This is a genomic window from Moorena sp. SIOASIH, assembly GCF_010671925.1.
GTDB lineage: Bacteria > Cyanobacteriota > Cyanobacteriia > Cyanobacteriales > Coleofasciculaceae > Moorena.
This window is the reverse complement of sequence record NZ_JAAHIH010000004.1, coordinates 1,134,936-1,157,120: the sequence shown is the minus strand read 5'-3', so window position 1 is coordinate 1,157,120 and position 22,185 is coordinate 1,134,936. Positions and strand designations below refer to the sequence as shown.

General features: G+C 43.2%; 36 protein-coding genes and 2 pseudogenes. 11 read left to right on the top strand and 27 right to left on the bottom strand.

Annotated elements, in window-relative coordinates; translation table 11 throughout:
- Positions 1 to 271 precede the first annotated feature (271 nt).
- The 3 genes from F6J90_RS26465 to F6J90_RS26455 form a co-directional block, all read right to left on the bottom strand.
- Positions 272 to 673 carry a hypothetical protein gene (locus F6J90_RS26465; protein WP_366513870.1) on the bottom strand — a complete coding sequence of 134 codons (402 nt, stop codon included), beginning with the start codon at positions 671 to 673 and terminating at the stop codon, positions 272 to 274.
- A 100-nt stretch (positions 674 to 773) separates the two neighbouring features.
- Positions 774 to 1,343, bottom strand: a complete 570-nt coding sequence (locus tag F6J90_RS26460) for a DUF1802 family protein (protein ID WP_293100799.1) — start codon at positions 1,341 to 1,343, stop codon at positions 774 to 776.
- A gap of 49 nt (positions 1,344 to 1,392) precedes the next feature.
- Positions 1,393 to 1,719, bottom strand: coding sequence for a hypothetical protein (locus F6J90_RS26455; RefSeq protein WP_293100307.1), 327 nt, complete (start codon positions 1,717 to 1,719; stop codon positions 1,393 to 1,395).
- Between F6J90_RS26455 and F6J90_RS26450 the strand changes: the two genes are divergently transcribed.
- On the top strand, positions 1,718 to 2,623 hold the full coding sequence (locus tag F6J90_RS26450; RefSeq protein WP_293100305.1) for an aspartoacylase: 906 nt from the start codon (positions 1,718 to 1,720) through the stop codon (positions 2,621 to 2,623). The genes F6J90_RS26455 and F6J90_RS26450 overlap by 2 nt on opposite strands.
- On the opposite strand, the gene F6J90_RS26445 is transcribed toward F6J90_RS26450, so the two are convergent.
- The 4 genes from F6J90_RS26445 to F6J90_RS26430 all read right to left on the bottom strand — a co-directional run bounded on the left by F6J90_RS26445 (position 2,613) and on the right by F6J90_RS26430 (position 4,770).
- Positions 2,613 to 2,882 (bottom strand): hypothetical protein, encoded by a 270-nt coding sequence (locus tag F6J90_RS26445; RefSeq protein WP_293100303.1) that lies wholly within the window; start codon positions 2,880 to 2,882, stop codon positions 2,613 to 2,615. The two genes, F6J90_RS26450 and F6J90_RS26445, sit on opposite strands and share 11 nt — an antisense overlap.
- Before the next feature lie 97 nt (positions 2,883 to 2,979).
- Positions 2,980 to 3,429: a DUF29 domain-containing protein gene (locus tag F6J90_RS26440; RefSeq protein ID WP_293100300.1), complete on the bottom strand. Its 450-nt coding sequence runs from the start codon at positions 3,427 to 3,429 to the stop codon at positions 2,980 to 2,982.
- 183 nt (positions 3,430 to 3,612) lie between these two features.
- Positions 3,613 to 4,191, bottom strand: coding sequence for a Uma2 family endonuclease (locus tag F6J90_RS26435; protein WP_293100297.1), 579 nt, complete (start codon positions 4,189 to 4,191; stop codon positions 3,613 to 3,615).
- 6 nt (positions 4,192 to 4,197) lie between these two features.
- On the bottom strand, positions 4,198 to 4,770 hold the full coding sequence (locus tag F6J90_RS26430; protein ID WP_293100796.1) for a Uma2 family endonuclease: 573 nt from the start codon (positions 4,768 to 4,770) through the stop codon (positions 4,198 to 4,200).
- Positions 4,771 to 5,002: 232 nt separating this feature from the next.
- Between F6J90_RS26430 and F6J90_RS26425 the strand changes: the two genes are divergently transcribed.
- On the top strand, positions 5,003 to 5,152 hold the full coding sequence (locus tag F6J90_RS26425; protein WP_293100294.1) for a hypothetical protein: 150 nt from the start codon (positions 5,003 to 5,005) through the stop codon (positions 5,150 to 5,152).
- Here F6J90_RS26425 and F6J90_RS26420 read toward each other — a convergent pair.
- Positions 5,135 to 5,995, bottom strand: coding sequence for a GNAT family N-acetyltransferase (locus F6J90_RS26420; protein ID WP_293100292.1), 861 nt, complete (start codon positions 5,993 to 5,995; stop codon positions 5,135 to 5,137). The genes F6J90_RS26425 and F6J90_RS26420 overlap by 18 nt on opposite strands.
- A 72-nt stretch (positions 5,996 to 6,067) precedes the next feature.
- Entirely contained in the window at positions 6,068 to 6,331 is a 264-nt protein-coding gene (locus tag F6J90_RS26415) for a hypothetical protein (RefSeq protein ID WP_293100289.1), read from the bottom strand.
- Between the two features lie 45 nt (positions 6,332 to 6,376).
- Here F6J90_RS26415 and F6J90_RS26410 point away from each other — a divergent pair, with 45 nt between their 5' ends.
- On the top strand, positions 6,377 to 6,706 hold the full coding sequence (locus tag F6J90_RS26410; protein ID WP_293100287.1) for a hypothetical protein: 330 nt from the start codon (positions 6,377 to 6,379) through the stop codon (positions 6,704 to 6,706).
- 76 nt (positions 6,707 to 6,782) lie between these two features.
- Here F6J90_RS26410 and F6J90_RS26405 read toward each other — a convergent pair whose 3' ends face one another.
- From F6J90_RS26405 to F6J90_RS43755, 7 genes are all read right to left on the bottom strand, one after another.
- Positions 6,783 to 7,040, bottom strand: coding sequence for a hypothetical protein (locus F6J90_RS26405; RefSeq protein ID WP_293100284.1), 258 nt, complete (start codon positions 7,038 to 7,040; stop codon positions 6,783 to 6,785).
- On the bottom strand, positions 7,018 to 7,248 hold the full coding sequence (locus F6J90_RS26400; protein ID WP_293100280.1) for a hypothetical protein: 231 nt from the start codon (positions 7,246 to 7,248) through the stop codon (positions 7,018 to 7,020). Before F6J90_RS26400 ends, F6J90_RS26405 begins: the two co-directional genes overlap by 23 nt.
- A gap of 224 nt (positions 7,249 to 7,472) precedes the next feature.
- Entirely contained in the window at positions 7,473 to 7,670 is a 198-nt protein-coding gene (locus tag F6J90_RS26395; RefSeq protein WP_293100277.1) for a hypothetical protein, read from the bottom strand.
- Positions 7,671 to 7,795: 125 nt separating this feature from the next.
- The gene (locus F6J90_RS26390; protein WP_293100274.1) at positions 7,796 to 8,020 is read right to left on the bottom strand and encodes a DUF2281 domain-containing protein; all 225 of its coding nucleotides are present in this window, start codon (positions 8,018 to 8,020) and stop codon (positions 7,796 to 7,798) included.
- Between the two features lie 197 nt (positions 8,021 to 8,217).
- Positions 8,218 to 8,424: a type II toxin-antitoxin system HicB family antitoxin gene (locus tag F6J90_RS26385; protein WP_293100271.1), complete on the bottom strand. Its 207-nt coding sequence runs from the start codon at positions 8,422 to 8,424 to the stop codon at positions 8,218 to 8,220.
- Between the two features lie 56 nt (positions 8,425 to 8,480).
- Positions 8,481 to 8,645, bottom strand: a complete 165-nt coding sequence (locus F6J90_RS26380; protein WP_293100270.1) for a type II toxin-antitoxin system HicA family toxin — start codon at positions 8,643 to 8,645, stop codon at positions 8,481 to 8,483.
- Positions 8,646 to 9,575: 930 nt separating this feature from the next.
- Positions 9,576 to 9,740 (bottom strand): anacyclamide/piricyclamide family prenylated cyclic peptide, encoded by a 165-nt coding sequence (locus F6J90_RS43755; protein WP_366513867.1) that lies wholly within the window; start codon positions 9,738 to 9,740, stop codon positions 9,576 to 9,578.
- A 65-nt stretch (positions 9,741 to 9,805) separates the two neighbouring features.
- Between F6J90_RS43755 and F6J90_RS26375 the strand changes: the two genes are divergently transcribed.
- Positions 9,806 to 10,057, top strand: coding sequence for a hypothetical protein (locus F6J90_RS26375; RefSeq protein WP_293100268.1), 252 nt, complete (start codon positions 9,806 to 9,808; stop codon positions 10,055 to 10,057).
- A 24-nt stretch (positions 10,058 to 10,081) separates the two neighbouring features.
- A complete protein-coding gene (locus tag F6J90_RS26370; protein WP_293100266.1) occupies positions 10,082 to 10,396 on the top strand; it encodes a hypothetical protein in 315 nt (104 codons plus the stop codon).
- 12 nt (positions 10,397 to 10,408) lie between these two features.
- Here F6J90_RS26370 and F6J90_RS26365 read toward each other — a convergent pair whose 3' ends face one another.
- Positions 10,409 to 10,570: an anacyclamide/piricyclamide family prenylated cyclic peptide gene (locus tag F6J90_RS26365; protein ID WP_083305643.1), complete on the bottom strand. Its 162-nt coding sequence runs from the start codon at positions 10,568 to 10,570 to the stop codon at positions 10,409 to 10,411.
- 283 nt (positions 10,571 to 10,853) lie between these two features.
- Between F6J90_RS26365 and F6J90_RS26360 the strand changes: the two genes are divergently transcribed.
- A complete protein-coding gene (locus tag F6J90_RS26360; RefSeq protein ID WP_293100263.1) occupies positions 10,854 to 11,063 on the top strand; it encodes a hypothetical protein in 210 nt (69 codons plus the stop codon).
- On the opposite strand, the gene F6J90_RS26355 is transcribed toward F6J90_RS26360, so the two are convergent.
- Positions 10,991 to 11,419: a DUF29 domain-containing protein gene (locus F6J90_RS26355; RefSeq protein ID WP_293100260.1), complete on the bottom strand. Its 429-nt coding sequence runs from the start codon at positions 11,417 to 11,419 to the stop codon at positions 10,991 to 10,993. The genes F6J90_RS26360 and F6J90_RS26355 overlap by 73 nt on opposite strands.
- Positions 11,420 to 11,566: 147 nt before the next feature.
- Between F6J90_RS26355 and F6J90_RS26350 the strand changes: the two genes are divergently transcribed.
- On the top strand, positions 11,567 to 11,920 hold the full coding sequence (locus tag F6J90_RS26350) for a hypothetical protein (protein ID WP_293100257.1): 354 nt from the start codon (positions 11,567 to 11,569) through the stop codon (positions 11,918 to 11,920).
- Positions 11,921 to 11,988: 68 nt separating this feature from the next.
- Positions 11,989 to 12,358 (top strand): annotated as a pseudogene (locus F6J90_RS26345) (IS4 family transposase); the annotation flags it as partial.
- Between the two features lie 810 nt (positions 12,359 to 13,168).
- Here F6J90_RS26345 and F6J90_RS26340 read toward each other — a convergent pair.
- Genes F6J90_RS26340 through F6J90_RS26330 form a run of 3 tightly spaced genes read right to left on the bottom strand, consistent with a single transcriptional unit; the run spans position 13,169 to position 13,893 of the window.
- Positions 13,169 to 13,573 (bottom strand): hypothetical protein, encoded by a 405-nt coding sequence (locus F6J90_RS26340; RefSeq protein ID WP_293100254.1) that lies wholly within the window; start codon positions 13,571 to 13,573, stop codon positions 13,169 to 13,171.
- A gap of 5 nt (positions 13,574 to 13,578) precedes the next feature.
- A complete protein-coding gene (locus F6J90_RS26335; protein WP_293100251.1) occupies positions 13,579 to 13,701 on the bottom strand; it encodes a hypothetical protein in 123 nt (40 codons plus the stop codon).
- Between the two features lie 9 nt (positions 13,702 to 13,710).
- Positions 13,711 to 13,893 carry a hypothetical protein gene (locus tag F6J90_RS26330; RefSeq protein ID WP_293100249.1) on the bottom strand — a complete coding sequence of 61 codons (183 nt, stop codon included), beginning with the start codon at positions 13,891 to 13,893 and terminating at the stop codon, positions 13,711 to 13,713.
- 187 nt (positions 13,894 to 14,080) lie between these two features.
- Between F6J90_RS26330 and F6J90_RS26325 the strand changes: the two genes are divergently transcribed.
- Positions 14,081 to 14,299 (top strand): hypothetical protein, encoded by a 219-nt coding sequence (locus F6J90_RS26325; RefSeq protein ID WP_293100246.1) that lies wholly within the window; start codon positions 14,081 to 14,083, stop codon positions 14,297 to 14,299.
- Positions 14,300 to 14,430: 131 nt separating this feature from the next.
- Here F6J90_RS26325 and F6J90_RS26320 read toward each other — a convergent pair.
- From F6J90_RS26320 to F6J90_RS26300, 5 genes and pseudogenes are all read right to left on the bottom strand, one after another.
- Positions 14,431 to 14,983 (bottom strand): annotated as a pseudogene (locus tag F6J90_RS26320) (Uma2 family endonuclease).
- On the bottom strand, positions 14,973 to 15,137 hold the full coding sequence (locus tag F6J90_RS26315) for a hypothetical protein (RefSeq protein ID WP_293100243.1): 165 nt from the start codon (positions 15,135 to 15,137) through the stop codon (positions 14,973 to 14,975). The pseudogene F6J90_RS26320 and the gene F6J90_RS26315 overlap by 11 nt, the downstream one beginning before the upstream one ends.
- A 132-nt stretch (positions 15,138 to 15,269) precedes the next feature.
- Positions 15,270 to 15,461 carry a hypothetical protein gene (locus tag F6J90_RS26310; RefSeq protein ID WP_293100240.1) on the bottom strand — a complete coding sequence of 64 codons (192 nt, stop codon included), beginning with the start codon at positions 15,459 to 15,461 and terminating at the stop codon, positions 15,270 to 15,272.
- Between the two features lie 254 nt (positions 15,462 to 15,715).
- A complete protein-coding gene (locus tag F6J90_RS26305; protein WP_293100238.1) occupies positions 15,716 to 17,908 on the bottom strand; it encodes a substrate-binding domain-containing protein in 2,193 nt (730 codons plus the stop codon).
- Positions 17,909 to 17,966: 58 nt separating this feature from the next.
- A complete protein-coding gene (locus tag F6J90_RS26300) occupies positions 17,967 to 18,329 on the bottom strand; it encodes a DUF1822 family protein (RefSeq protein ID WP_293100793.1) in 363 nt (120 codons plus the stop codon).
- Between the two features lie 451 nt (positions 18,330 to 18,780).
- On the opposite strand from F6J90_RS26300, the gene psb28 reads away from it, so the two are divergent.
- The gene (gene psb28 / locus F6J90_RS26295) at positions 18,781 to 19,167 is read left to right on the top strand and encodes a photosystem II reaction center protein Psb28 (RefSeq protein WP_293100235.1); all 387 of its coding nucleotides are present in this window, start codon (positions 18,781 to 18,783) and stop codon (positions 19,165 to 19,167) included.
- A 241-nt stretch (positions 19,168 to 19,408) separates the two neighbouring features.
- The gene (locus F6J90_RS26290) at positions 19,409 to 20,323 is read left to right on the top strand and encodes a TIGR01777 family oxidoreductase (protein ID WP_293100233.1); all 915 of its coding nucleotides are present in this window, start codon (positions 19,409 to 19,411) and stop codon (positions 20,321 to 20,323) included.
- Positions 20,324 to 20,402: 79 nt separating this feature from the next.
- Here the strand turns inward: F6J90_RS26290 and murA are convergent, their stop codons facing one another.
- On the bottom strand, positions 20,403 to 21,803 hold the full coding sequence (gene murA / locus F6J90_RS26285; protein WP_293100230.1) for a UDP-N-acetylglucosamine 1-carboxyvinyltransferase: 1,401 nt from the start codon (positions 21,801 to 21,803) through the stop codon (positions 20,403 to 20,405).
- Positions 21,804 to 22,185: the final 382 nt, after the last annotated feature.

The window sequence follows — 22,185 nt, the reverse complement described above, 5'->3', positions numbered from 1 at the left end:
TAGGAATTTCGATCATCTAGCATACTCTGTATCCACCCTAGTTTATCAATACAATTGCTATAGCCCAGACACAATCGAATACGTTTTATTTAATCAAGGACTCCTAGCCGGTCTCCAAAGAGAAGCCGAAGCTAGCGACAGTCCAGTTTACCTAGAAGGGTATCAGATCGGACAGAGCTATTAAGTTGTTATCGAGGTTATCCACTTATGGCCTTGCACGCACTGGGGGGAATCGGGGAAGCAATTAGGGTGGTTTCCCCCTCAGGTAATTTCAACTATTCGCCGGATAAACTCTTCCTCGCCACTGAGTCGGTTGTTGGCCAGCAGAAAGGAAAATGCGAACTACAGCCAACGGATCGGCCAGAGGAGATAACCAGAATAACAAAGCAGCAGGGGAAAAGTGTTCTAGACGATGGTAGCAAGGATAAATTGCCCAGAGCAGAGCCAACCTGATCAACACCAAGAACAGATTTAAACCCGTCGCTGCTAGTAAAGGAATAGAAATATATCCCCCAGCTAAACAGGCGAGTAACAGCACAGAAAGTGGTATGGGAAGACCTTGAACAGATAAGAGCAACCAAAGGTCTTGCCCCAGTTGAGTCCAAGAGGTAGCATCTTTTAAATCCAGGGAGCGTCCCCATTCTGCCCAAGTCTCTCTAAACCCTTCGTACATCCGTACCTGAATTAACTTAGACCCATCGAGGAAACCAACTGAGAAACCAGCTCTAGCTGCCTGACGCGCTAGGGTAACATCATCGCAGAAAGAGAAAGTATCAATCCTGGATCAGACTACGAATTTCTCTAACTTGTTCGGTATACTCCGCATCATTCCAAACTGGTACAACTCCCTCGTAATAAATCGGTTCAACTAAATCAATCCATGAACGACAGCCTCCGTACTCTTGGTGGTAGGGAGTGATCACAGGCTCAGGTAACTGATAAGTACGCAAAAGCAGTACATATAAAGGTTGACGTGGCTTCCACTTCCAACGCTCACTCACAAATTCTTCATTCCAAATATGATAGGGTAGCAGAGCAGCAACAGTAGATTGCTCCGTTACCGGCAAAATATCAGTAATAGACGCCCAGCTACCAATCCGAACCGTTTCCGGATGCCAACCTGAGGGCACAGGTTTCACTTGTCCAACATAGTCAGCTTTAAGCAAATTAGGCTTTTGATGCTCATAGGTAGGGTAGAGTAAAACCTTGTGGTGAGCTACGCTGAAGCAGTTGCCCTGTTCACGAATACCCCCTTTGCGCAACAGCATAATCGTTTTGCCCGCTTCTAAGGCATCAACCGCAACAGCCCATTCTTTCAGGGCATGGGTAGTACTTGCAAGCATAAATTTAGTAATGGGACTTTTCTGATCACAATAAGATGTTTGCGTTTTCCTAGCATAGGATGTCAAGATTACTCTCAGTAGGGAGTAGGGAGTAGGGAGTAGGGAGTAGGGAGTAGGGAGCGGTGCGACCCGTGGCGAATTTAATTCGCCTACGGAAAGCGCACCGAGGGAGTCGGGAGTCGGGGTAAGACAATTGAATGTAGCATCTCCCCATCTCCCCATCTGCCCACCCTCCCCATCTCCCCCACACTTCCCACACTTCCCACACTTCCCACACTTCCCACACTCCCCACCCTCCCGATTCCCGATTCCCGATTCCCGATTCCCGATTCCCTGTTCCCTGTTCCCTGTTCCCTTTGCTATACCAACCATCCATGAGTAATTCTCAAGCAAACAACCTTAAAACCATTAACAAAGTCGCCATTGTAGGAGGAACCCACGGCAATGAATTTACAGGTGTATACCTGGTCAAAAAATTTTATAAATTTCCAGAATTAATCACTAGACCTAGTTTTGAAACCTTGACACTGATCGGTAATCCCCAAGCTTTTCAAGCTGCCAGGAGATATGTTGATACAGACTTAAACCGCTGCTTTGCTAAAAGTGACTTGGAAAATGGTGAGCTTTCTTTTTATGAACAAACCAGAGCCAAAGAGATGGCTAAAACCCTAGGGCCAAAAGGGAATTCCAACGTAGATTTTATTCTAGATTTGCACAATACCAGTGCTAATATGGGGTTTACTATAATTATCGTCAACAACGACCCGTTTAATTTACAACTCGCTGCTTATCTGAGTTCCCTTGACCCCTTAGTTAGAGTTTATAGTGCCATTAAACCAGGTAAAGAAAATACCTTTGTAAACTCCCTATGTAACTTCGGCTGTTCTATTGAAGTCGGTCCCATTGCACCCGCTAGTCTCAAGGGGGATATTTTTCATAAAACTGAAGCCTTAATTCACGCCACCTTAGATTATATTGAAGACTATAATAACGGTAAACTATTATCAAACATTTATCCTCTCACCCTTTATCACCATTTAAAAGTAGTTGACTATCCCAGAAATAAAGCTGGTCAACTAGAAGCCATGATTCATCCTGATCTCCAGGGCAGAGATTATCAAGAACTCAATCCTGGTGACCCCATGTTTATTAGCTTCGATGGCACCACAATTTACTATGAAGAAGAAGCCACCGTTTGGCCAGTATTTATTAATGAAGTTGCCTACTATGAAAAAGGAGTAGCTATGTGTTTGACTAAAAAAGAGATAGTTAGTGTTTAGGGAATCGGGAATCGGGAATCGGGAATCGGTAAAGAGATAGGGAGATGGGGTGATGGGGAGATGGGGAGATGGGGTGATGGGGAGATGGGGTGATGGGGAGATGGGGTGATGGGGAAGTGGGGAGATGGGGTGATGGGGAGAATTTTATTGCTGATAAAAGTCTGATTAGCCAATTATAGCGTTTTGCTTGTAGCTTAAGTAGAATCCCGACTCCCGATTCCCGATTTCCGATTCCCGATTCCCAATTCCCGATTCCCAATTCTAAATTCTAAATTCTAAATTCTAAATTCTAAATTCTAATCCGTATTCCCGACTCCCGATTCCCGACTCCCGATTCCCGACTATTCAAAACTGCTTTATTCCTTCGGCAACCATTCGATATCCAGTAATTGGTCAAGACCGTAGGGACATTCTGAAGGAAAAGTTACGGAATTCTGAGTTTTTATCTTCACAAATCCTAAGGCATCGTTATAAATAGAACTTAGTTCATCATTTAGATAATTACGGAGATTAGTAGTCAGCTTTCGTTTGAGCTGAATTCGGAAATTATAGATTTCACCTTGCCAGTGAACTGCATTATAGTCAGATTCAGTTGTCCAATAGTGCAGTAATAATAAATGACGGATTACTTGTTCTAAAAGGCTAGCTACAGCATTTTTCTTCTCTCTGCCCAAATCCTCTAACTCCTCAATCAAGTTATCCCAATCTAGTTGATTAAAGTCTTTATTTTTCAGAAGCTTAATGGTTTCTTCTAGCCATTGGGCATCATCAATTTCGTAGAGATTTTTTAAATTCATAATACTCATAGTCAATTGTTCCTAAAAATCATAAGTATTCAGCTATTAGTTATCAGCTATCAGCTATCAGCTATCAGCTATCAGCTATCAGCTATCAGCTATCAGCTAATCAGCTATCAGTGGCTTGTGGCCACGCTAACCGCATGGCTGACGGCTGACGGCTGACGGCTGATTGCTTACCAAAAATATAACTTACTTTTCTAGATCAAACACTCCAGACACTTTCAAATTAATATCCTTAAATCCAGAAGATAAGACTAAATCATCACCCGAAAAGCTACCCACTTCTGTATAAGTATTTCCCTTCAATTCTAATACCAAGATACTTTGACTTTCCGGGTCCACAATCCAGTATTCAGGAATGCCACAATCCTGATATTGGATTCTTTTCGCAATATAGTCTCGCTCTCGTTGTAATTCTCCGGGGCTAACCACTTCAACCACTAATAAAGGCGGTGACATCGACAGGCGAATGGTATTACGCTTTGATAATTGTTGAATATGCTCTTCTCGGATAATCGTCAAATCAGGATAACGGTTTTTCGGTTCACCTCTAACTTCTAACTCTAATCCTTGCCCTCTGACTCTGTCTGTTCCGAGCATCAACGCAAAAATCAGAAAAATACGATTAGCAATTTGAACATTTAATCCCGACTCTGGAGGCATTTCGATTAACTCTCCATTAAATAACTCATAGAATTTTTCTGAGTTATCATTGTATAATAAATACTCGTCAAAGCTTTGAAAAATTTTGTTAATTTGTAGTATCATATTTTTTTAAATTTTATTAAAAAATTCGTCAACTTTTAAATTAATATCTTTAAAACCAGAAGATAAGACTAAATCATCACCCGAAAAGCTACCCACTTCTGTATAAGTATTTCCCTTCAATTCTAATACCAAGATACTTTGACTTTCCGGGTCCACAATCCAGTATTCAGGAATGCCACAATCCTGATATTGGATTCTTTTCGCAATATAGTCTCGCTCTCGTTGTAATTCTCCGGGGCTAACCACTTCAACCACTAATAAAGGCGGTGACATCGACAGGCGAATGGTATTACGCTTTGATAATTTTTGAATATGCTCTTCTCGGATAATCGTCAAATCAGGATAACGGTTTTTCGGTTCACCTCTAACTTCTAACTCTAATCCTTGCCCCCGGACTCTACGATGACCTAAAAGTAAAGCAAACCTAATCAATAAAAACGTAGCAATTTCAACATTAAATCCCGACTCTGGAGGCATTTCAATTAACTCACCATTAAATAACTCATAGAATTTTTCTGAGTTATTATTGTATAATAAATACTCGTCAAAACTTTTAAATTTATGGGTTACTTCTAGCATCATATTTCACCAGCAAAGTGCGGTGCGTTACGCCTATCGGCTAATACTAACGAACAAATGCGGTGCGTTACGCCTATCGGCTAACACAAAAGCCCGGTGCGTTACGCCTATCGGCTAACACAAAAGCCCGGTGCGTTACGCCTATCGGCTAACACAAAAGCCCGGTGCGTTACGCCTATCGGCTAACACAAAAGCCCGGTGCGTTACGCCTATCGGCTAACACAAAAGCCCGGTGCGTTACGCCTATCGGCTAACACACCCTACTACTTTCTTGGATAATAGCAATCCTAAATCAATTGTAAGAATTCTTTTTCCCGATTCCCGACTCCCGACTCCCGATTCCCGATTCCCTACTCCCTACTCCCTACTCCCTACTCCCTAATTTCTTAAGACTCCGATACGCTTCAGTCAATGACGTCAAGTAAGGTTTAAGGCGACGATCCACGAATTGAAGCATGGGTTGGTTACTCTCCCCCACCGCACAGGTATAGTAAGGAATATCGCTATGGAGTTGAGCCATGATAGACTCTGCAACCAGCATGGCACCACGGCCACGCCGTTGGAACCGTCGCGCTACAAACATCGAGGTATAGCGGATAGTATCGGGGCCAACCCGGTGGTTCACCATCCAACCCACCACGTCTCCTTGATAGAGCAAACCCAAACTGTTGAGGGGTTCTAGTTTTGAGGGTTCCAGAAACGGAGACAAGGATTCAGGATACCAAACCTTTTGCTTTTGCCGTTCGTGAATCGGTTCCTCCTGGGCTGGGGTTAGCTCTGCCCAAGGAAACAGGGTGAAATCTTTGGGGAAACGATAGTGGTGGACCCAGGGGGCTTGGGCAATATGTTCCCTATCAACCTTTGCCAAAATTAGGGAAATTTTAGGAGTTTCCCATCCCAATCTTTCTAGCAAGGGTTCCAAGGCAACGGTGGTGAGTTCTGTGGCTTGGTAGGATAGCTCCATTTGGGTACAACCCAGTTCCCGGACGTGGGCTTCCAGATGGGTGATTAACCCGCTGCCAACCCCCTGTCGCCGGTTTTCGGGGTGGACGAACAGGGAAAGAATGACCCCACTAGTGGTGTCGGTTTTGGGGTCTTTGCGCAGTTCTGCTACCAGCAAGCCCACCATTTCATCATTTTCCACTGCCGCTAAACCCAGCAGTTCCCCTAGAGGGCTGGCACCTTGCCAGTGGCTAGCAAGCAATGCTGGGGCAGGTATAGTCATCGTATTCTAAGGAAGCAGCAGCATCAAAGTTTTCGAGCCACTGATAAATAATTTGGGGGGAGTAGGTGGTGGTCACTGGCTTTGGGGAATCGGGAATCGGGAATCGGGAATCGGGAGTCGGGAATCGGAACCCACCCCTAACCCCTCCCAGGAGGGGAACGGGAATCGGGAATCGGGAGTCGGGAGTTGGGAATCGGGAGTGGGGAATCGGGAATCGGGAATCGGCAGCAGAAGCGTAGGGTGGGCAGTGGCTGTTGCCTGAAATTGGCTAGCAGCCGTGAAACTATCATCAGCCACTGCCCACCAGACAGGAACTTTTTTTACTCTCTGTGTCATGCATTACCAGATGCGATCGCTTCCATTTTCAGATGGGGAGATGGGGTGCCGAATCGTAGGGTGGGCAGTGGCTGTTGCCTGAAATTGGCTAGCAGCCATGAAGCTATCATCAGCCACTGCCCACCAGACAGGAACTTTTTTTACTCTCTGTGTCATGCATTACCAGATGCGATCGCTTCCATTTTCAGCTGGAACTACTTTTTTTACTTTATTTTTTACTTTATCTGTCATGCATGCTTCAGATGCGATCGCTTCCAGTCAAGAATCGTAGGGTGGGCAGTGGCAAGTGGGGAGATGGGGAGATGGGGTGATGGGGTGATGGGGAGAATGGTAGGGTGGGCAGTGGCTAGCAACGGAATTGGTAAACAGCGGTGAATATATGATCAGCCACTGCCCACCAGCCGCTGGAACTACTTTTTTTAGAGATGGGGAGATGGGGTGATGGAACAGCCTAATTAAGAAGAGTTTGATATTGATCATGTGTGCCAATCCAAATCCAGTAATAATCGTTACCTTTCTTGATAGCTAAAGCCCGGTAGTTACGAGTGATACGCGCTGACCAAAGATTGTTGCCGACTTTCTTGAAGTGCAATGATGGGTGAAAGGGATTTTGCTGCCAGATTTGGTAAGCTTTTCGTGCTTGCTCCTTAACTGAGGTGGGAAGTATGGCGTAAGTTTTCCAAAAATCAGGTGTCGTAAAGGATTTCATTAAGCTCCTTAACTTGATTGGTAGCAATATCTGCTTCTGCTCTGGCAATAAGGCTGTCTAGCTTTCCAGAGCTTAGGTCAGATTCTAGCTGCTGGTCCCACTTATGATCTAAATCATCTAAATATTTCTGTAAGCGGGCTGCCAGCTCTCGAATCTCGCTGTTTGGTAATTGTCGAATAGCTGTTTCAATTTGATCAAGGGTTAACATAAACTAGTTTAGTATTTACATTGATACTATATTAGTATAGCGGTTTTCAATGTGGTGAGGTACAAAGTCCTAGGTGTTCCCAGATCCGCTGTTACCTGTTCCCTTTGCTATCAAAATACTATTACGTAAACGAACGAGTAAACTTGTGATGGAAAATAAAGTAATCGATGTGAGTGGTCTAAGTCCAAAACAGATTGCTATCATTACAGAAATTGTTGAGACTTTTAAGTTAGTCGCTCAACAAAAAGGGTAATCGGGAGTCGGGAATCGGGAGTCGGGAGTCGGGAGTCGGGGAGATGGGGAGTTTTATTAGAATGTGTAGTGTGAGCTTTGGTATCAATAATACTATTCGCTTTAATCGCTAGACGGGTATCACCTAGTAAATACCCAAGAAAAGCATGAGTATCGAGAAGAGCTTTCATCTTATATCAGATTCGGATAATTAGTTATAAAAAACTTTATACCTTGAAACCTTATTCTTTTACTTCTGCCTTCTGCCTTCTGCCTTGCTTTTGCGCCTAGTATAAGTATTCAACCGGAGATGATATTACATATATTCCGCCAAATATTCTAATGGTTCATCACAATCATCTGACATAATGATTTGACCTGCCCAACTCCCATAACCGTGAGCCGTTCCTATCTTTTCCTGATCAGATTGTGTATTATTTGGATAGTTTGATCGTAAATAGTCTGCATAATGCAATAGTTCCCTCTTGAGATGTTCAGGCAGACTAATAACAACTTTCCATAAGGCTAACTCAGTATTCATAACGTTTATTTTAACCAATAAAGTAGGGAGTCGGGAATCGGGAATCGGGAATCGGGAGATTAATCGTAGGGTGGGCAGTGGCTAGCAAGGGAATTGGTAAACAGCCGTGAATATATGATCAGCCACTGCCCACCAGCCGGAACTACTTTTTTTACTCTATCTGTAAAGCATGCTTCAGATGCGATCGCATCGATTTTCTAAGCTAACTGTAGTATCTGTGGAGTTGGTAACTCTTTATTAACTTGCCCATAGGCGTACACCAAATCCTCTAAAACTTCCTTAGCATTCTCAAGAGCTTCCTCATAGGTTTCACCCTGTGTCCTAGCATATTTACCCCATTCCGGTAAACTAGCGACATAAGAGTTATCTTCCTCTGACCATTGAATTAAAATACTATATTTCATGATTCATCCCCCTGTTCTAACTGCGACCCTTGTTTGACTACGGCTATCACATCTTTTTATTGATAAGGTTTGGCGTCTTTACTATCTTTACCAGACAAAACTACAGGATTTTTTATCAGTGGATGCACCCAATAATAATGACTACCTTTTCCTCGCTTAGGCAAGAGGGTAAATCCTGCTTTCTGCAACATTTGTTTTAATTCTCTTATTTTTTTGGGCATCTTACAATGATAGCAATAATCGTAGGGTGGGCAGTGGCAAGTTACCGAAATTGGCAACCAAGCGTGAAGAGCTGATCAGCCACTGCCCACCCGAGGCGGAAGTATTTTTTTACTCTATTTTTTACTCTATCTGTAAACCATGCTTCAGATGCGATGAAGCGTTCGCAAAGCGTGGCCTACGGCCTCAGCTTCCGCGCTTGAGCGATTGGCCGTAGGCCACGCGGGGCGCGTTCGCGCTTTACTTCAGGGTGCATCTAATTATTGCTGTTTGACCCAGTGGGTGGAACCGGAATCTTGGTAAAATATGTTGGTGGAACCTGTATCTTGGTGGAACCTGCATCTTATCTTGCCGGTTATCAATATTCCCTGCAGGCAGGATGCCCACCTCACTCCTATTGATGCCTTCTCTCATCTAAAGGCTTTTGCCAAAGATATAAACCCAACTAAACAGGTAAGGGGTCTCCCGTTATACCCGCGCATGAAGCGCGGGAGGGGAATTACCTGACGGGGTCTCTTGGTTTTGGTATAATAGATTGATGGCGGTTGGACTGCCGCTCAATGGCTGTGGTAAATCGATACAGGATATCGAACGCGCCCCGCGTCGGCTTCCGCCGAGGAACAGTAAGTCTCATTCGTGAGTAAGAGCGCGCCTACATCATAATCTTTGATTTGATGTAGGAGTAGTCACAAAGAAGCTTGCTCCACAATGCCACTGGGGTAGCAAGCTTCTCGACCGTCAGCCCTCAGTTTCGAGTGCGACTCAACCTTCTGGCAGGACTTCTGCCCGCCAAGCACGCCCCCCGTGCTAGCTAACCGAAAACGAGGAACGCGGCACAGGTAGCTCGCCAATAAACCCCGCGCAAATCCTGCCCCATCCGGGACTAACAAGGGGTTTTGACGTTTTGATCAGATGGTTGTATATTAAGGGGACTACTCCGCGTCGTCCCCTGCAAAAGGCATAACCCAATAGCCATTATTAATCTGGGCCACACAGTACTGGGAGAGAGACTCGGAGACTGACTCCTCATTTTGCCTTGCCACCCCGTTACGAGAAACAGGAGCGGTCTGTTTGGGGGTAAGTTTTTTCTTGGGCATGGTTTCATCTCCATAGAATTAAACTTTCTGTGGTTTAGCTTATTGATTTGGCTCACCCTCTGTCAATGCCTTTTTTTTTACGTTTTGTTACGTGGGGAATGGGGAGTGGGGAGTCGGGAGTGGGGAATCGGGAATCGGGAATCGGGAATCGGGAATCAATCGGGAATCGGGAAATTAATCGTAGGGTGGGCAGTGGCTGTTGCCTGAAATTGGCCAGCAGCCGTGAAGCTCATTATCAGCCACTGCCCACCAGACAGGAACTAATTATCGTAGGGTGGGCAGTGGCAATAATCGCGCGTCTTGGCAACCAAGCGTGAAAAGCTGATCAGCCACTGCCCACCATGCCGGCGAAAGTATTTTTTTACTCTATTTTTTACTCTATCTGTAAAGGATGCTTCAGATGCGATCGCTCTCTACTTCAGGATGCATCTAATTATTGCTGCTTCACCCATTGGGTCAAACAGGCATCGAATGTAGAATGGGCATCTTGCCCGTTCCCAAATGCCATGGAACGGGCATCGAATGTAGAATGGGCATCGAATGTGGAACCGGCATCTTGCCCGTTTCCTGCCATGGAATGGGAATCGAACATGGAACAGGCATCGAATGTGGAACCGGCATCTTGCCGGTTACAATTCTCAGAAAATCAGGGCTAGCCCGTCACGCAACTACTCAGCGTCATCGCCCGCAAAAGGAGCACCCATCGGGATCCCCCTGCCGCCGCCTGCACGAGCCGGTGCGATCGCATTAGCATCTGCTGTTGAAGCATTCGTCACAGTTTCACGCTGAACAGGAGCAGCTTGAAGGGGAGTTAGTTTCTTAGTTTTCATGATTTTTATCCAGAATAAATTATTCTGAATTTATTCTACCCTTTGTATTTAAGATGTCAACCTAGGATATAGCGGTTTTCAATTGGGTGAGGTACAGAGTTCTCGGTTTTAGGGAATCGGTTTTAGGGAATCGGTAATCGGTAATCGGGAACAGGGTAAAAATTATGTGTACCTCATTAGGTTAGAAACCGCTATAGCGATTTGCCGATAAGTTAATTATGAAAATGTCACAAAAAAGATAAATTACAATTATTAATTTGCAATAATAATTAACTTATTTTCGATGCCAATTGCTCTATTGACTGTTCCCTGTTCCCTATTCCCTGTTCCCTATTCCCTATTCCCTATTCCCTGTTCCCTGTTCCCTGTTCCCTGTTCCATAAAAAACCATAACTATGTACTTAAACAACTCCCCAACCGTTATGGAAACCAATCGTCATCCAAAGCTTGGGTAAGATCAATTTCCGCTTCTGGAGGAAGTGTAAACAGTTGAGAAACCGATTTTACAGCACTGGGATAGGCTTTGTTGTAGAAAGTTTCCAGTTGAGTACGAAGGCTAGGGCTATCCTCAATAATAGTTTTAATTTGGGTGCGAAAGTTAACAACTTCAGCTGCCCAATGATTCCTATTTCGTTCTTGTTCAGATTTCCAATAAGCCAGTTTAAGCAGGTGTTCTAAAAGACGGGTTAAAAGACTCAATAATGCTCGCTTCTCGCTTTTACCCATGCTTTCAATTTCTTCAATTAAATTTTCCCAGTCCACTTCACTAAAATTACGATTTCGGAGATTTTCTACGGTTTCCTGTATCCATTGATAGTAGTCAGTTTCATAGGATGTATATGGTTTCATGCAGAAATGTTTAATGATAGTTAAAAACCTAGAATAATAGCCTATATTTTGATAAAATATAGGCTAAATAAAAATCTTATAATGTTGTTTCAATGATATCTAATTTTCCAAAAATTGTCAAAAGATACCTAGGAAAATTACCTACTGATGATTATCCAGTCCTCAATACTTTTCTGTCTTGATGCAGTCGCTCATGGGGAGGGTCTGTGTGCGGAACCTGCGTCCGCACCGCTGTTTGCCCCGTGGAACGGCAGTCGCTCATGGGGAGGGTCTGTGTGCGGAACCTGCGTCCGCACCGCTGTTTGCCCCGTGGAAACCACGGCAGTCGCTCATGGGGGAGACCCCCAAGACCGCGCTGCCTCCCCAAGACCGCGCTGCCTCCCCAAGACCGCACTGCCTCCCCTGTTCCGAAGCTGCATCGCTATTTGTCTCAACCTGGTTAGACTTTGTATTAGATTGGCCTTTGGGCCACGCTACGGGATCAGAGTCAAACTAGTATGAGGAGTTTATTCAAGGGTTTCTCTTGGTGCGCGTTCCCTAGGTCGGGTTCCCCGACCGGGGTCGCACCGCTGAATGTACGTGGCATAGAGGTAGACATATCGACTTTCTCTAAGGCGAGCAAAGTTAGAAAGGTGTTTTATAATTTGTTCGTTGACTTAAGAAAAAGTCTGAATAAAAGCAAAAAAATAGGCAAAAATAAATTAGCATTATTTCCGCGCTTATTCAACAATAGTGACCTTAACTAGTAAGCTGTTATGGAGTCAAGGTTTTCATCAAGTCAAACTATTCAGTGGCTTAAATTTGTTAACAGCAGAACCAGGAGGGATAATGATTCATTTCTCTTGGTGCGCGTTCCCTAGGTCGGGAAACCCAACCGGGGTCGCACCGCTTGGTCAAGGTCACAATAGTAAATATGGTGATAGCACAATAGAATCAACTATTTAAAGTTACCGTAAGAGAGTGGTTTGTTCGCGTTCGCCTTTGGCGTGGCCTACGGCCAAGCGTCGCCTTTGGCGATAGTTACCGTAAGAATAAAGGAGCCTTTCTGGTTGCTCGGCTATACATAAAAGGGTTAAAACTTGAGGCGCGACCCCGTAATTTAATTCTTCAAACGGAAAGCGCGCCTCCATTGATTAAGGCTCCTTTATTCTAAGGTTTCATCTCCGGCCTTTATAGCGACAGGTTATGGGTAATACTTTTAAGTTATATGAAATAAGGCTACCCTCTCTAAGGTTTCGTCTCCAGAAAACGGAGTCAGCGTAATGGATAGAGGATTTGCAATCCGGTCGAGAATAAAAAATATCAAGACTAAAGATAATCGTTATTTCGTCTTAAGAATTAAAAACAATGTCAAGCTAGAACTTTTGTCAAATGGGCAGAACCTAATTGGAACAGGAAAAGATCAAGTACAAGGGAGAGTAGTCAATTTTTGTGACCTCGAAACTCACAGGTAATTTAGACTATTGACTAACCTACCATAAGAAGAACAACTAAGGATAAATAATGAATAAATTAGTGTTTTTATGGTTTGCGTTGGCAAATATAGTTGTTTTGAAAACTTCAAAAAATGCATCTTAAACTCGACAGCTTAATAACAAAAAATGTCAATGGTATTGAAATACAGATATATAGCTTTATCATCGCTTATGTCTTATTACAATTAGTGGTTATTCCCAAATATTTTGAAAAAAAATACTAGATAAACTCCGATATTTACAAGCTTTTATGTGTGAAAACATTAGCTATGTCCTAGGGTGTGATAAGATGGTGTTCTCGTGAAACTATCTGGCGTGTTATAGGTGTAGTGTGTCTAATTTTAGCTACATAATTATCGTGATTCAACATTTCTGCTTCACGAGGTATTATCCCCAAAGCTTCGATTTTAGCTAATTCATAATCATCAACTTGGACATAACAAACATTTAAATTCTGCCAAATTCGTCCAATAATTTTTCCACTCCAATCTTTATTCTTTAACCGTTTAGCAACTCGGGAAATTTGGTCAATCAACTCTTTAGAAATAACCACACCAACAGGATTATTATTTGGAACTTCCCAGCCCAGCCATTGTAAAATCATATTTTCAGGACTTTCTGGTTGAATCGCTCCGATGATATAAACATTAGTATCTAGAAAAATTAACTTAGGAACCATTTCATCTAGGTTTGTTTGTCTTGACGCTCTTGAGAAATTTCCTGCTTAATCTCCTGCACAAGCTCGATAATTTTTTCCCTTGAATCATACCCCGATTCTGTCAACGCCTGCTTTAATCCTTCTTGCAACTGTTTAGCTTACAGGAGTGGTTGCTGTTGATAGTTACTGAATTGTTGCCAAAACCTATTTACCTCCCCATCTGTTTCGTCAAAAATAATAATTACTCGTACTGGCTTAGGGGGAGTACCTTCAATTGGGTAGTCTAAGGATAATTGACCTGATGGATCGATTTTTCCACTAGCAGTAATTGCTTTGAACATAACTAGTTGTGGGGGGGTAGTATGTTAACTACTATAATTTTACAGTATTTCTTAATGGGGTGAGGTAGAAAGTTCTGGGTTTTAGGGAGTCGGTAACAAAAATTATCACTATTCCGACACGGATTGCTATAGTGCGATCGCATCCCCAATTTGTTATAATTATAACTAGGATTAGGGCAGTTTAACGATGACACTCACTACCGATCCAGAACCGAACCATAATCGAGATCCAGAACCAACATTAACTGATGTAATCCGAAAACTTGATCAGCTTTCAGATGAAGTTAAAAAGTTTGATAAAAGATTTAGCAATTACCAACAAGCCACACAATGGGTGATTCAGTTAGCTTTTGGCTTAATTGCCAGTGCTACTGTTATCGTCATTGTTAGTAATGTTTTAAAATAACTCAATACCCAAATAAGAAGTACTCATTTAATAAAGGTAACTCTTTACCTCTAGCTTGGTAATCTTCTAGCAAAAGCTCTAACACTTCTTGTAAGGAGTCAGCTGACGGCTGACGGCTGATGGCTGACGGCTTACGTTACATCTTCATACAAAGCCTCAATACTAGTCCTAAAATCCACAGTTTCCAGATGAATCTCACTGCCGGGATAATAAAATTGCAATGTCCAAACTCCTTCGGAATTCCGACGAAAGCAGTCTAGGCGTTTACGGTTTTGGCTAATTAAAACATATTCGACCAAGGTTTCTAATTTTAGATAATCATAAAATTTATCACCCCGGTCAAAGGCTTCAGTCTTGGGAGCTAAAACTTCTACAATTAAACACGGATATTTTTTATAATTAGTCAAGTCTCGGTCTCTGGCATCGCGAGTTACTAGAACATCAGGATAATAATAACTATTGGTCGCTTCAATTCATATCTGCCATATAAACCCGACAGCCAGTGCCCCTGACATGATTTCTTAACAGAGCAAATAAGTTACCGGCAATAGTAACATGGGCATCACTCGCGCCAGCCATGGCATAGATTTCTCCATGACTATACTCATGTTTGATGGCACTATCTTCTTCGTAGGATAGATACTCTTCGTTGGAAATGTAATTGGGGCTTTTATCAGCAATCATGACAGTTTAAAGAGAGTGACTTTATCAGTATAGAATAAAGGGAGTAGGGAGTAGGGAATAGGGAACAGGGAACAGGGAACAGGGAACAGGGAACAGATAAGAGGCAAAAGGCAAAAGGCAAGAGGCAAGAGGTAAAAAATCCTGTGTACCTCATTAGGGTATAAACATAAAAAAAAATACCAATGGAAGTCTGCTGGGCAAAGCCATATAATCTAAAGGACTCAAAAGAACCAAACTTTCTTTGCCCACCCTACAAGCTGTCCAGCTTTGAGAATGCGGCGGCGGTTCATTTGTGGTTAGTCTTCCTTTGTTTTTCTTGACGCTCTTGAGAGATTTCCTGCTTAATCTCCTGCACAAGCTGGATAATTTTCTCCCTTGAATCATAACCCGATTCTGTCAACGTTTGCTTTAATCCCTCTTGCAACTGTTTGGCTGATAGTAGGAGTTGCTGTTGATAGTTACTAATGGGTAAACGCATTTAATTTTCAGAGTCCTATTAATTGAAAACCAAACTATAGCGTTTATTGCATGTATAAGGTACAATCATCAACCTCAAAGTCCCCCTTTTTAAGGGGGATTTAGGGGGATCTCTTTGTACCTCATGGGAAATAGAATTGCTATAGATGGGATTGCCGATGCAATCTTAAAAGTAACTATGGAAGATATTCATAATTGGTTTACTCACTGCTGTTACTGTACCTCATGACTATGAGAAATGCTATATAATTCTTTTTATGGCCCCTTCACAGGAATGAATCCAGCTTCTGCTATTAATTTTTGCCCTTCATCTGTCAAAAGTAAGTTGGCATAAGCTTCTCCAGCTTGCTGATCAAGTCCAGGCTCTTCTTTAAGTCCAGAATCTTCTTTAATAATCACGAACAAACGTCGAGTAATAGGATATTCACTGTTTTGAAAGACTTTATAATTCAGTTTGTTGCGCTGATCAGGGCAATCTTGTATTGGGACAAGTTCTCCTTCGTATGGGGCAATAAATGGACCATTATTGGTACGAGCAATAGGCACAGGTTTAACGCTGCACTGACCAACTAGATTATAAACTGAAGCCATATAAATACCACCGTCATCACCTTCGTTATTTAAATTACCCACCTTGTTTATAGCTTCAGTAGGAGTTTTTGTATAAATCACATTAGGACCAAAATCTTGGCCTTGTTCTAAAAGGTGTTTTTTCAAAATTACAGTACCACCACTGTCACGAGGTGCAGAATAGGGTGTAATCTTGAGATTTGGTCCACCTACTTGCTGCCAATTAGTTAATTTACCTGTGTAGATGCCTTTGAGTTGCTCTAAAGTCAAATCTTTGATATCAAGCTTAGGATGAACAACCACAGCCATGCCACCGATAGCCACAGGAATTTCCTTGAGCTTAAACCCCCTTTGGTTTGCTATTTGCTGTTCCTCATCTTTAATGGGTCGTGAAGACTGGGAAAAAGAAATTTGACCATCTAAAAGCATCCGAATACCACTGCCAGAACCTGGTGGTCGCCTAATATGCTCAGTATATACAAGATTGAACTGAGGAAATTTTTGTTCAATCTTGTCATCAACTAGACCTCTAATTTTTGCCCAAGTAGTACTCCCACCGTACCGGAATGTTCCTGAAGGTGTATTTACATCAGTTAGTTTTGTTGGTGGATTAACTATTTTTTCTATTAGCGTTATGAGTCCGGCTAGTGGCTCTTTGCCTCTGATTATATGGATTATTGTAAAACTAGACAAAATCAAAAAAAAGAACAGAATAAGAATACAGCCTAATCTAATCAATTTTAAGGGAATATTGGGATTGAATGAAGGCTTTTTGAGCAGTCCCTGCCAAGTAAACGGCTTATATAATGCCGATTCTCGGATACATAGGATTGGCAACCATATCACTCCTGGATATTTTTCATTAAGAGCACCCAGACGGTTGCGTGCTTCGTGTACTGAAGTAAAAAGAGACTTATTAGCAGTAAATTCCTTGAAAAAATATTTTAAAAATGCCACAGCTACCACATCGGGAACTGGTTCTCTCATTACAATACATTGAAGCAAATTTAACTGTGTCAGTTGGTTGGCTAAACCAATCCCGTCACAAGAATTAAAAATAGCTAGCTCCAATCCATTGTCTATAGCTTTCTTGAAGGGTTCACTTAATTGATTAATTGTTACACTGTCTTGATTATTAAGTTCAATCCAACCAATCTTTCCATCTTCTTGAGAGCTACTATGACCAGTAAAGATAAAGATCTGGTAGCTTTCAAAAAGCGCTTGATATAACTCCTGAAAAGAAGGCTGAATCAGAGTAATGACCTCTACTCCTTTTTTTTCTAACTCTTGGATTACCTCTAGGTCAGACTCGGTATTAATTCCATCACTCCTACCCACCACTACTAGAATTCTGATGAGTTTTGAGGAGTTTTGAGGTGGGATGATTGTTTTGCTAAATGGATTTCTAATCCTTAAAATAACTTCTGCGTTTGGGTAGTGATTTTTAAATATATCCCACTCTTGCCAGGGAAAGCGGCTCAAATTTGTTTCCGGAACATCAAGGAGTACGTGAATTTCTTGACCAGCAGGATTCGATTGGTTTGCTTGTGATTGGTTTGCTATTGAAATCAATTGATCTCGGATAGGTTGCCACTCCCTATCTCCAGAGTTGAGCCATTCATTCAGGTGTGCTTTCACGGCCTGAGCTTCTTCAGGACCTGAGTAATAAACTTCTCCTGGGGTAATACGTGATGAGAAGCATGATTTCACATCGTCCAAACCACGATAACTTAACTGCCAGTTTGTAAATGATGAATTCAGAGCTGGTGGTGGAGCCGGTAGAAAGCCTTCGATAGGTTCAAATTTCATACCAGTCACCTCCAGATTGGTATGAAATCCCGATTCCTTATCAAATAGTTTCATTTTGACTATGAGCATTGTCATCTCCTATGAAACTTGAGCAACTTAGACTAAAAACTGTTCTTGATGCAGTCGCTCATGGGGGGAACCCCCTTTGGCGGCGCTGCATCGCTTTAGTGATGCTAGTATACCCCAAAGCCAATCTGACACTGAATCTTTCTGTTAATTGCACATCGAAATGAAGCTGTAACCAGTAATCAGCACTTCTGGCTTCTTCTTCCATACAACTGGTTTCTGATTTATTCAGTACAACCACCTGTAAACCTGGTGGGAGATACGTGGAATTCCTAGCTGGATAAAGCTGCAGATAAATCTCGACTTTTTCAGGAGTTGTAGATATCAGTTCCATGACTAATACTACAGCTTGACCATAATTTTGAATGGCCCAGTCAATTACCTTCCCCCGACTAACCCTGACAGGGTAAGGGCAAGAATCAATAAAGAGGCGGTATTCTCAATACTTTTGATGTAAGCATTCAGCAGTCAGCACTCAGCGGTCAGCTTATTTTATTCAAAAGCACCGATTAGTAGCGTGGCACAGGCTTCGATGCTGGCACTTTCCCCATAAACACCTCAATTAGTGTGGGCCAACGCGCATTAGCTGATGCTGATAGCTGATAGCTGTTGGCGTAGCCTGCGCGTAGCGCATATGCTTACCTTTTGATAATAGTGCAATAGTAATGAGAATCAACGCTTAATCTGGTCATAATCCTTGCTCTATATCAGATTTTGGCTTAATTTGTCTTGGGCTTACCCTATATTCTCTGTTCCCTGTTCCCGACTCCCGATTCCCGACTCCCGATTCCCGACTCCCGGATACCTATAAAAATAATTTTGTCAACCCCTCCTCAGGCGATATACTAAAATTTAACCATGTCTTTAGATTTCAAATGAACTCCTCAACACCATCCATCCAATTCTTTGACGGTATTTATGAACAGCTGAGTAACGTCAGCCTCAGAAAAAACCGAAGCTCAGGAGCCCGCATCGTCTTGATGACCTTTGAAAGCTTAAAGGCGATTGAACAATTCAACAGTTATAGAAACCGATTTTCTCAATCAATGGTCTTAACAGACGAAGAAGGGGTCATTAATATGACTCCATCCTCAATAAAATTTCGCTTCGGTGGTCCAGAAGGAGATGAGCTAGCAGGAGTGGAGTGTAAAGTTGAAATTGATCAAGACGACCATTGGGAACGCTTCATGCGCTTCATGAATCGGTACGCTGAAGCCAACGGCATGGCTTACGGTGAAAGCAAACCACCAACTGAAGGATAATTGCCCATCCTACACATTTCCCCCCGTTTTCGGGTTCCGTTCCAGGTTAATCTAAGCCATGAGTAGACCTCTTGCAAAAATAAATATGAAATCAAAATCTATCCCTTTTGCCTTCCCCTCCTGGGAGGGGTTAGGGGTGGGTTCCTTTTGCCTTTTGCCTTGTCAACACCCACGGTTTATGAGACTTATGCAAGAGGTCTAGTGTGCTATCGGACACGATATAGAGTATCAAGGATGAAGTATGAAAGTCGCAATTACTGGAGCAACAGGATTTGTCGGTAGCCGCTTAGTAGAGCGTCTACAGGAAGAAGGACATCAACCCTTTATTATAACCCGTGACTCAGCTAAAGCTACGGCGCAATTTCCCAATATAGAAAATATTGCCTACACTGCCACCGAATCAGGGGATTGGCAAAATGCGATCGCAGGCTGTGATGGTGTAGTCAATTTAGCCGGAGCCCCGATTGCTGAGGAGCGCTGGACACCAGCCCGTAAGGAAGAAATCCTCAATAGCCGCCAATTAGGTACCCAAAAAATAGTGGAAGCGATCGCCCTTGCTGACCCTAAACCCACGGTATTAGTAAACGCTTCTGCCATTGGTTACTACGGCACTAGTGAAACAGTAACCTTTGATGAAACAAGTCCTGCTGGAGAGGACTTTCTGGCAGAGGTTTGTCAAGCCTGGGAAGGGGAAGCCCAGAAAGTCAAAGAAGCTGATGTGCGACTAGTGATTCTGCGCCTCGGTATAGTTTTGGGCAATGGCGGTGCCTTAGCCAAAATGATACCCCCCTTTCAAATGTTTGCTGGAGGGCCAATTGGTACCGGTCGCCAATGGTTTTCTTGGATTCACCGAGATGATGTAGTGAACTTAATCATAGCTGCCCTAACCAGACCAGACATGGAAGGGATTTTCAATGCCACAGCTCCCAATCCTGTCTTGATGTCTGAATTATGTAACGCCATTGGAGACGTTCTCAATCGTCCCTCCTGGTTACCAGTTCCCAGTGTTGCCCTAGAAGCCCTTCTGGGAGAAGGAGCCGTAGTAGTCTTGGAAGGTCAACAGGTGCTACCCAAACGAACCACTAGTTATGGATGGGAATATCAGTATTCCACAGTAAAACAAGCTCTAGTAGACATATTGAAAACTGAAAATTGAAAATTGAAAATTGATCAGAATTAACAATTAACAATTAACAATTTCTCAATGACTAATGACTAATGACTAATGAGTATGACTACTTCTGTGTTGCAGTCATGGCATTAGTGGGAGTCGGAGGAAGTTCCTCTTCCTCTATCTGAGCCGGAACCCGTTCTACTCTAGCACCAAGTTGTCGGAGTTTACCCTCCAAGTCTTCATAACCCCGGTCTAAATGACGGAGTCCTTGAATCGTAGTTATTCCTTCTGCCGCTAACCCAGCGACCACAAGTGCAGCAGATGCCCGTAAATCCGTACCCACTACTGGTGCTCCGGACAACATTGGCACACCTCGGATAATCGCATTATTCCCTTTAACCCGTATATCCGCCCCCATGCGATTCAATTCGGCAACATGACGCAGCCGATTTTCAAAAACCGTTTCGCTAACCACACAGTTTCCTTCACTCAGAGCCAGCAACGCCGTAAACTGGGCTTGCATATCCGTAGGAAATCCAGGATAAGGCAAGGTTTCAATATCCGTTGCCCTTAGTTTATTGGGAATAATTCGTAAGCGATTGGGTTCCTCAACCATCACCTCACTACCAATTGCCTGTAGCTTAGCAATCACAGCAGTTAAATGTTCCGGTACTACTGGGTAAAGGCTCAGTTCAGAGTGGGTAATTGCCCCAGCTACCAAGAAAGTACCAGCCTCAATCCGGTCAGGAATAATCGGGTAGTCCACCGAATGTAAACTGGAAACCCCAGAGATAGTAATAGTTTTAGTACCAGCACCACGAATTTGAGCTCCCATCGCTCCGCAGAAATTCGCCAAATCCACCACTTCTGGCTCTTGAGCCGCATTTTCAATAGTGGTTTCCCCTTCTGCCAGAGTGGCTGCCATCAGCAGAGTTTCCGTTGCCCCGACACTGGGGTAATCCAGGTAGATTTTTGCCCCCTTTAGCTTGTTGTTACCTGTTCCTTTCACATAAGCATTGACAATGCCATGCTCAATATGAACCTGAGCGCCCATAGCTTGTAGACCCCTGACATGGAGGTCTACTGGTCTAGCACCAATAGCACAGCCACCAGGCAGTGGTATCCGTGCCACTCCCAATCGCGCTAGCATCGGACCAAGGATAAAAAAGCTAGCTCGCAGCTGGCTAACCAACTCATAGGGAGCTTTTGATTGTCCGATATGGCTGACATCTAAATCTAAGATGTCACCACTGCGTTTGAGCTTCACTCCCACAGCAGCAAGAATCTGGCTCATCCGCTCGATATCTACTAGGGACGGCACATTACGCAGTCGGCAATCTTGAGAACACAGTAAAGCCCCTGCCATAATTGCCAAGGCAGAATTTTTAGCTCCACTAATTTTTACCTGTCCGTGGAGAGACGCTCTACCCCAAATCTTGAGAACCGATTCGTTTTCCTGGGACAGAGATTGGGGATTTATCGGGCTTTGAGAGTGATTAATGGGTCTATCCTCCAAAATCATTGCAATTTCTGGCGAAATGTTAAATTTGGTTTTGATTTTACCTGAAAGTTTTTAAATGTCTAGTTTTCCACGTATCTTGATCGAATATAAGGTTTTCCACTATACTCAGTAGTTGGCAATGTAAACCGGGAAATTTTCAGGCGTTGCGGCTATCGACAAGTTTCTTGTCCAACTAAACAGGTAAGGGGTCTCCCGTTATACCCGCGCATGAAGCGCGGGAGGGGAATTACCTGACGGGGTCTCTTGGTTTTGGTATAATAGATTGATGGCGGTTGGACTGCCGCTCAATGGCTGTGGTAAATCGATACAGGATATCGAGGAACAGTAAGTCTCATTCGTGAGGAGAGAGAAGCCTACATCATAATCTTTGATTTGATGTAGG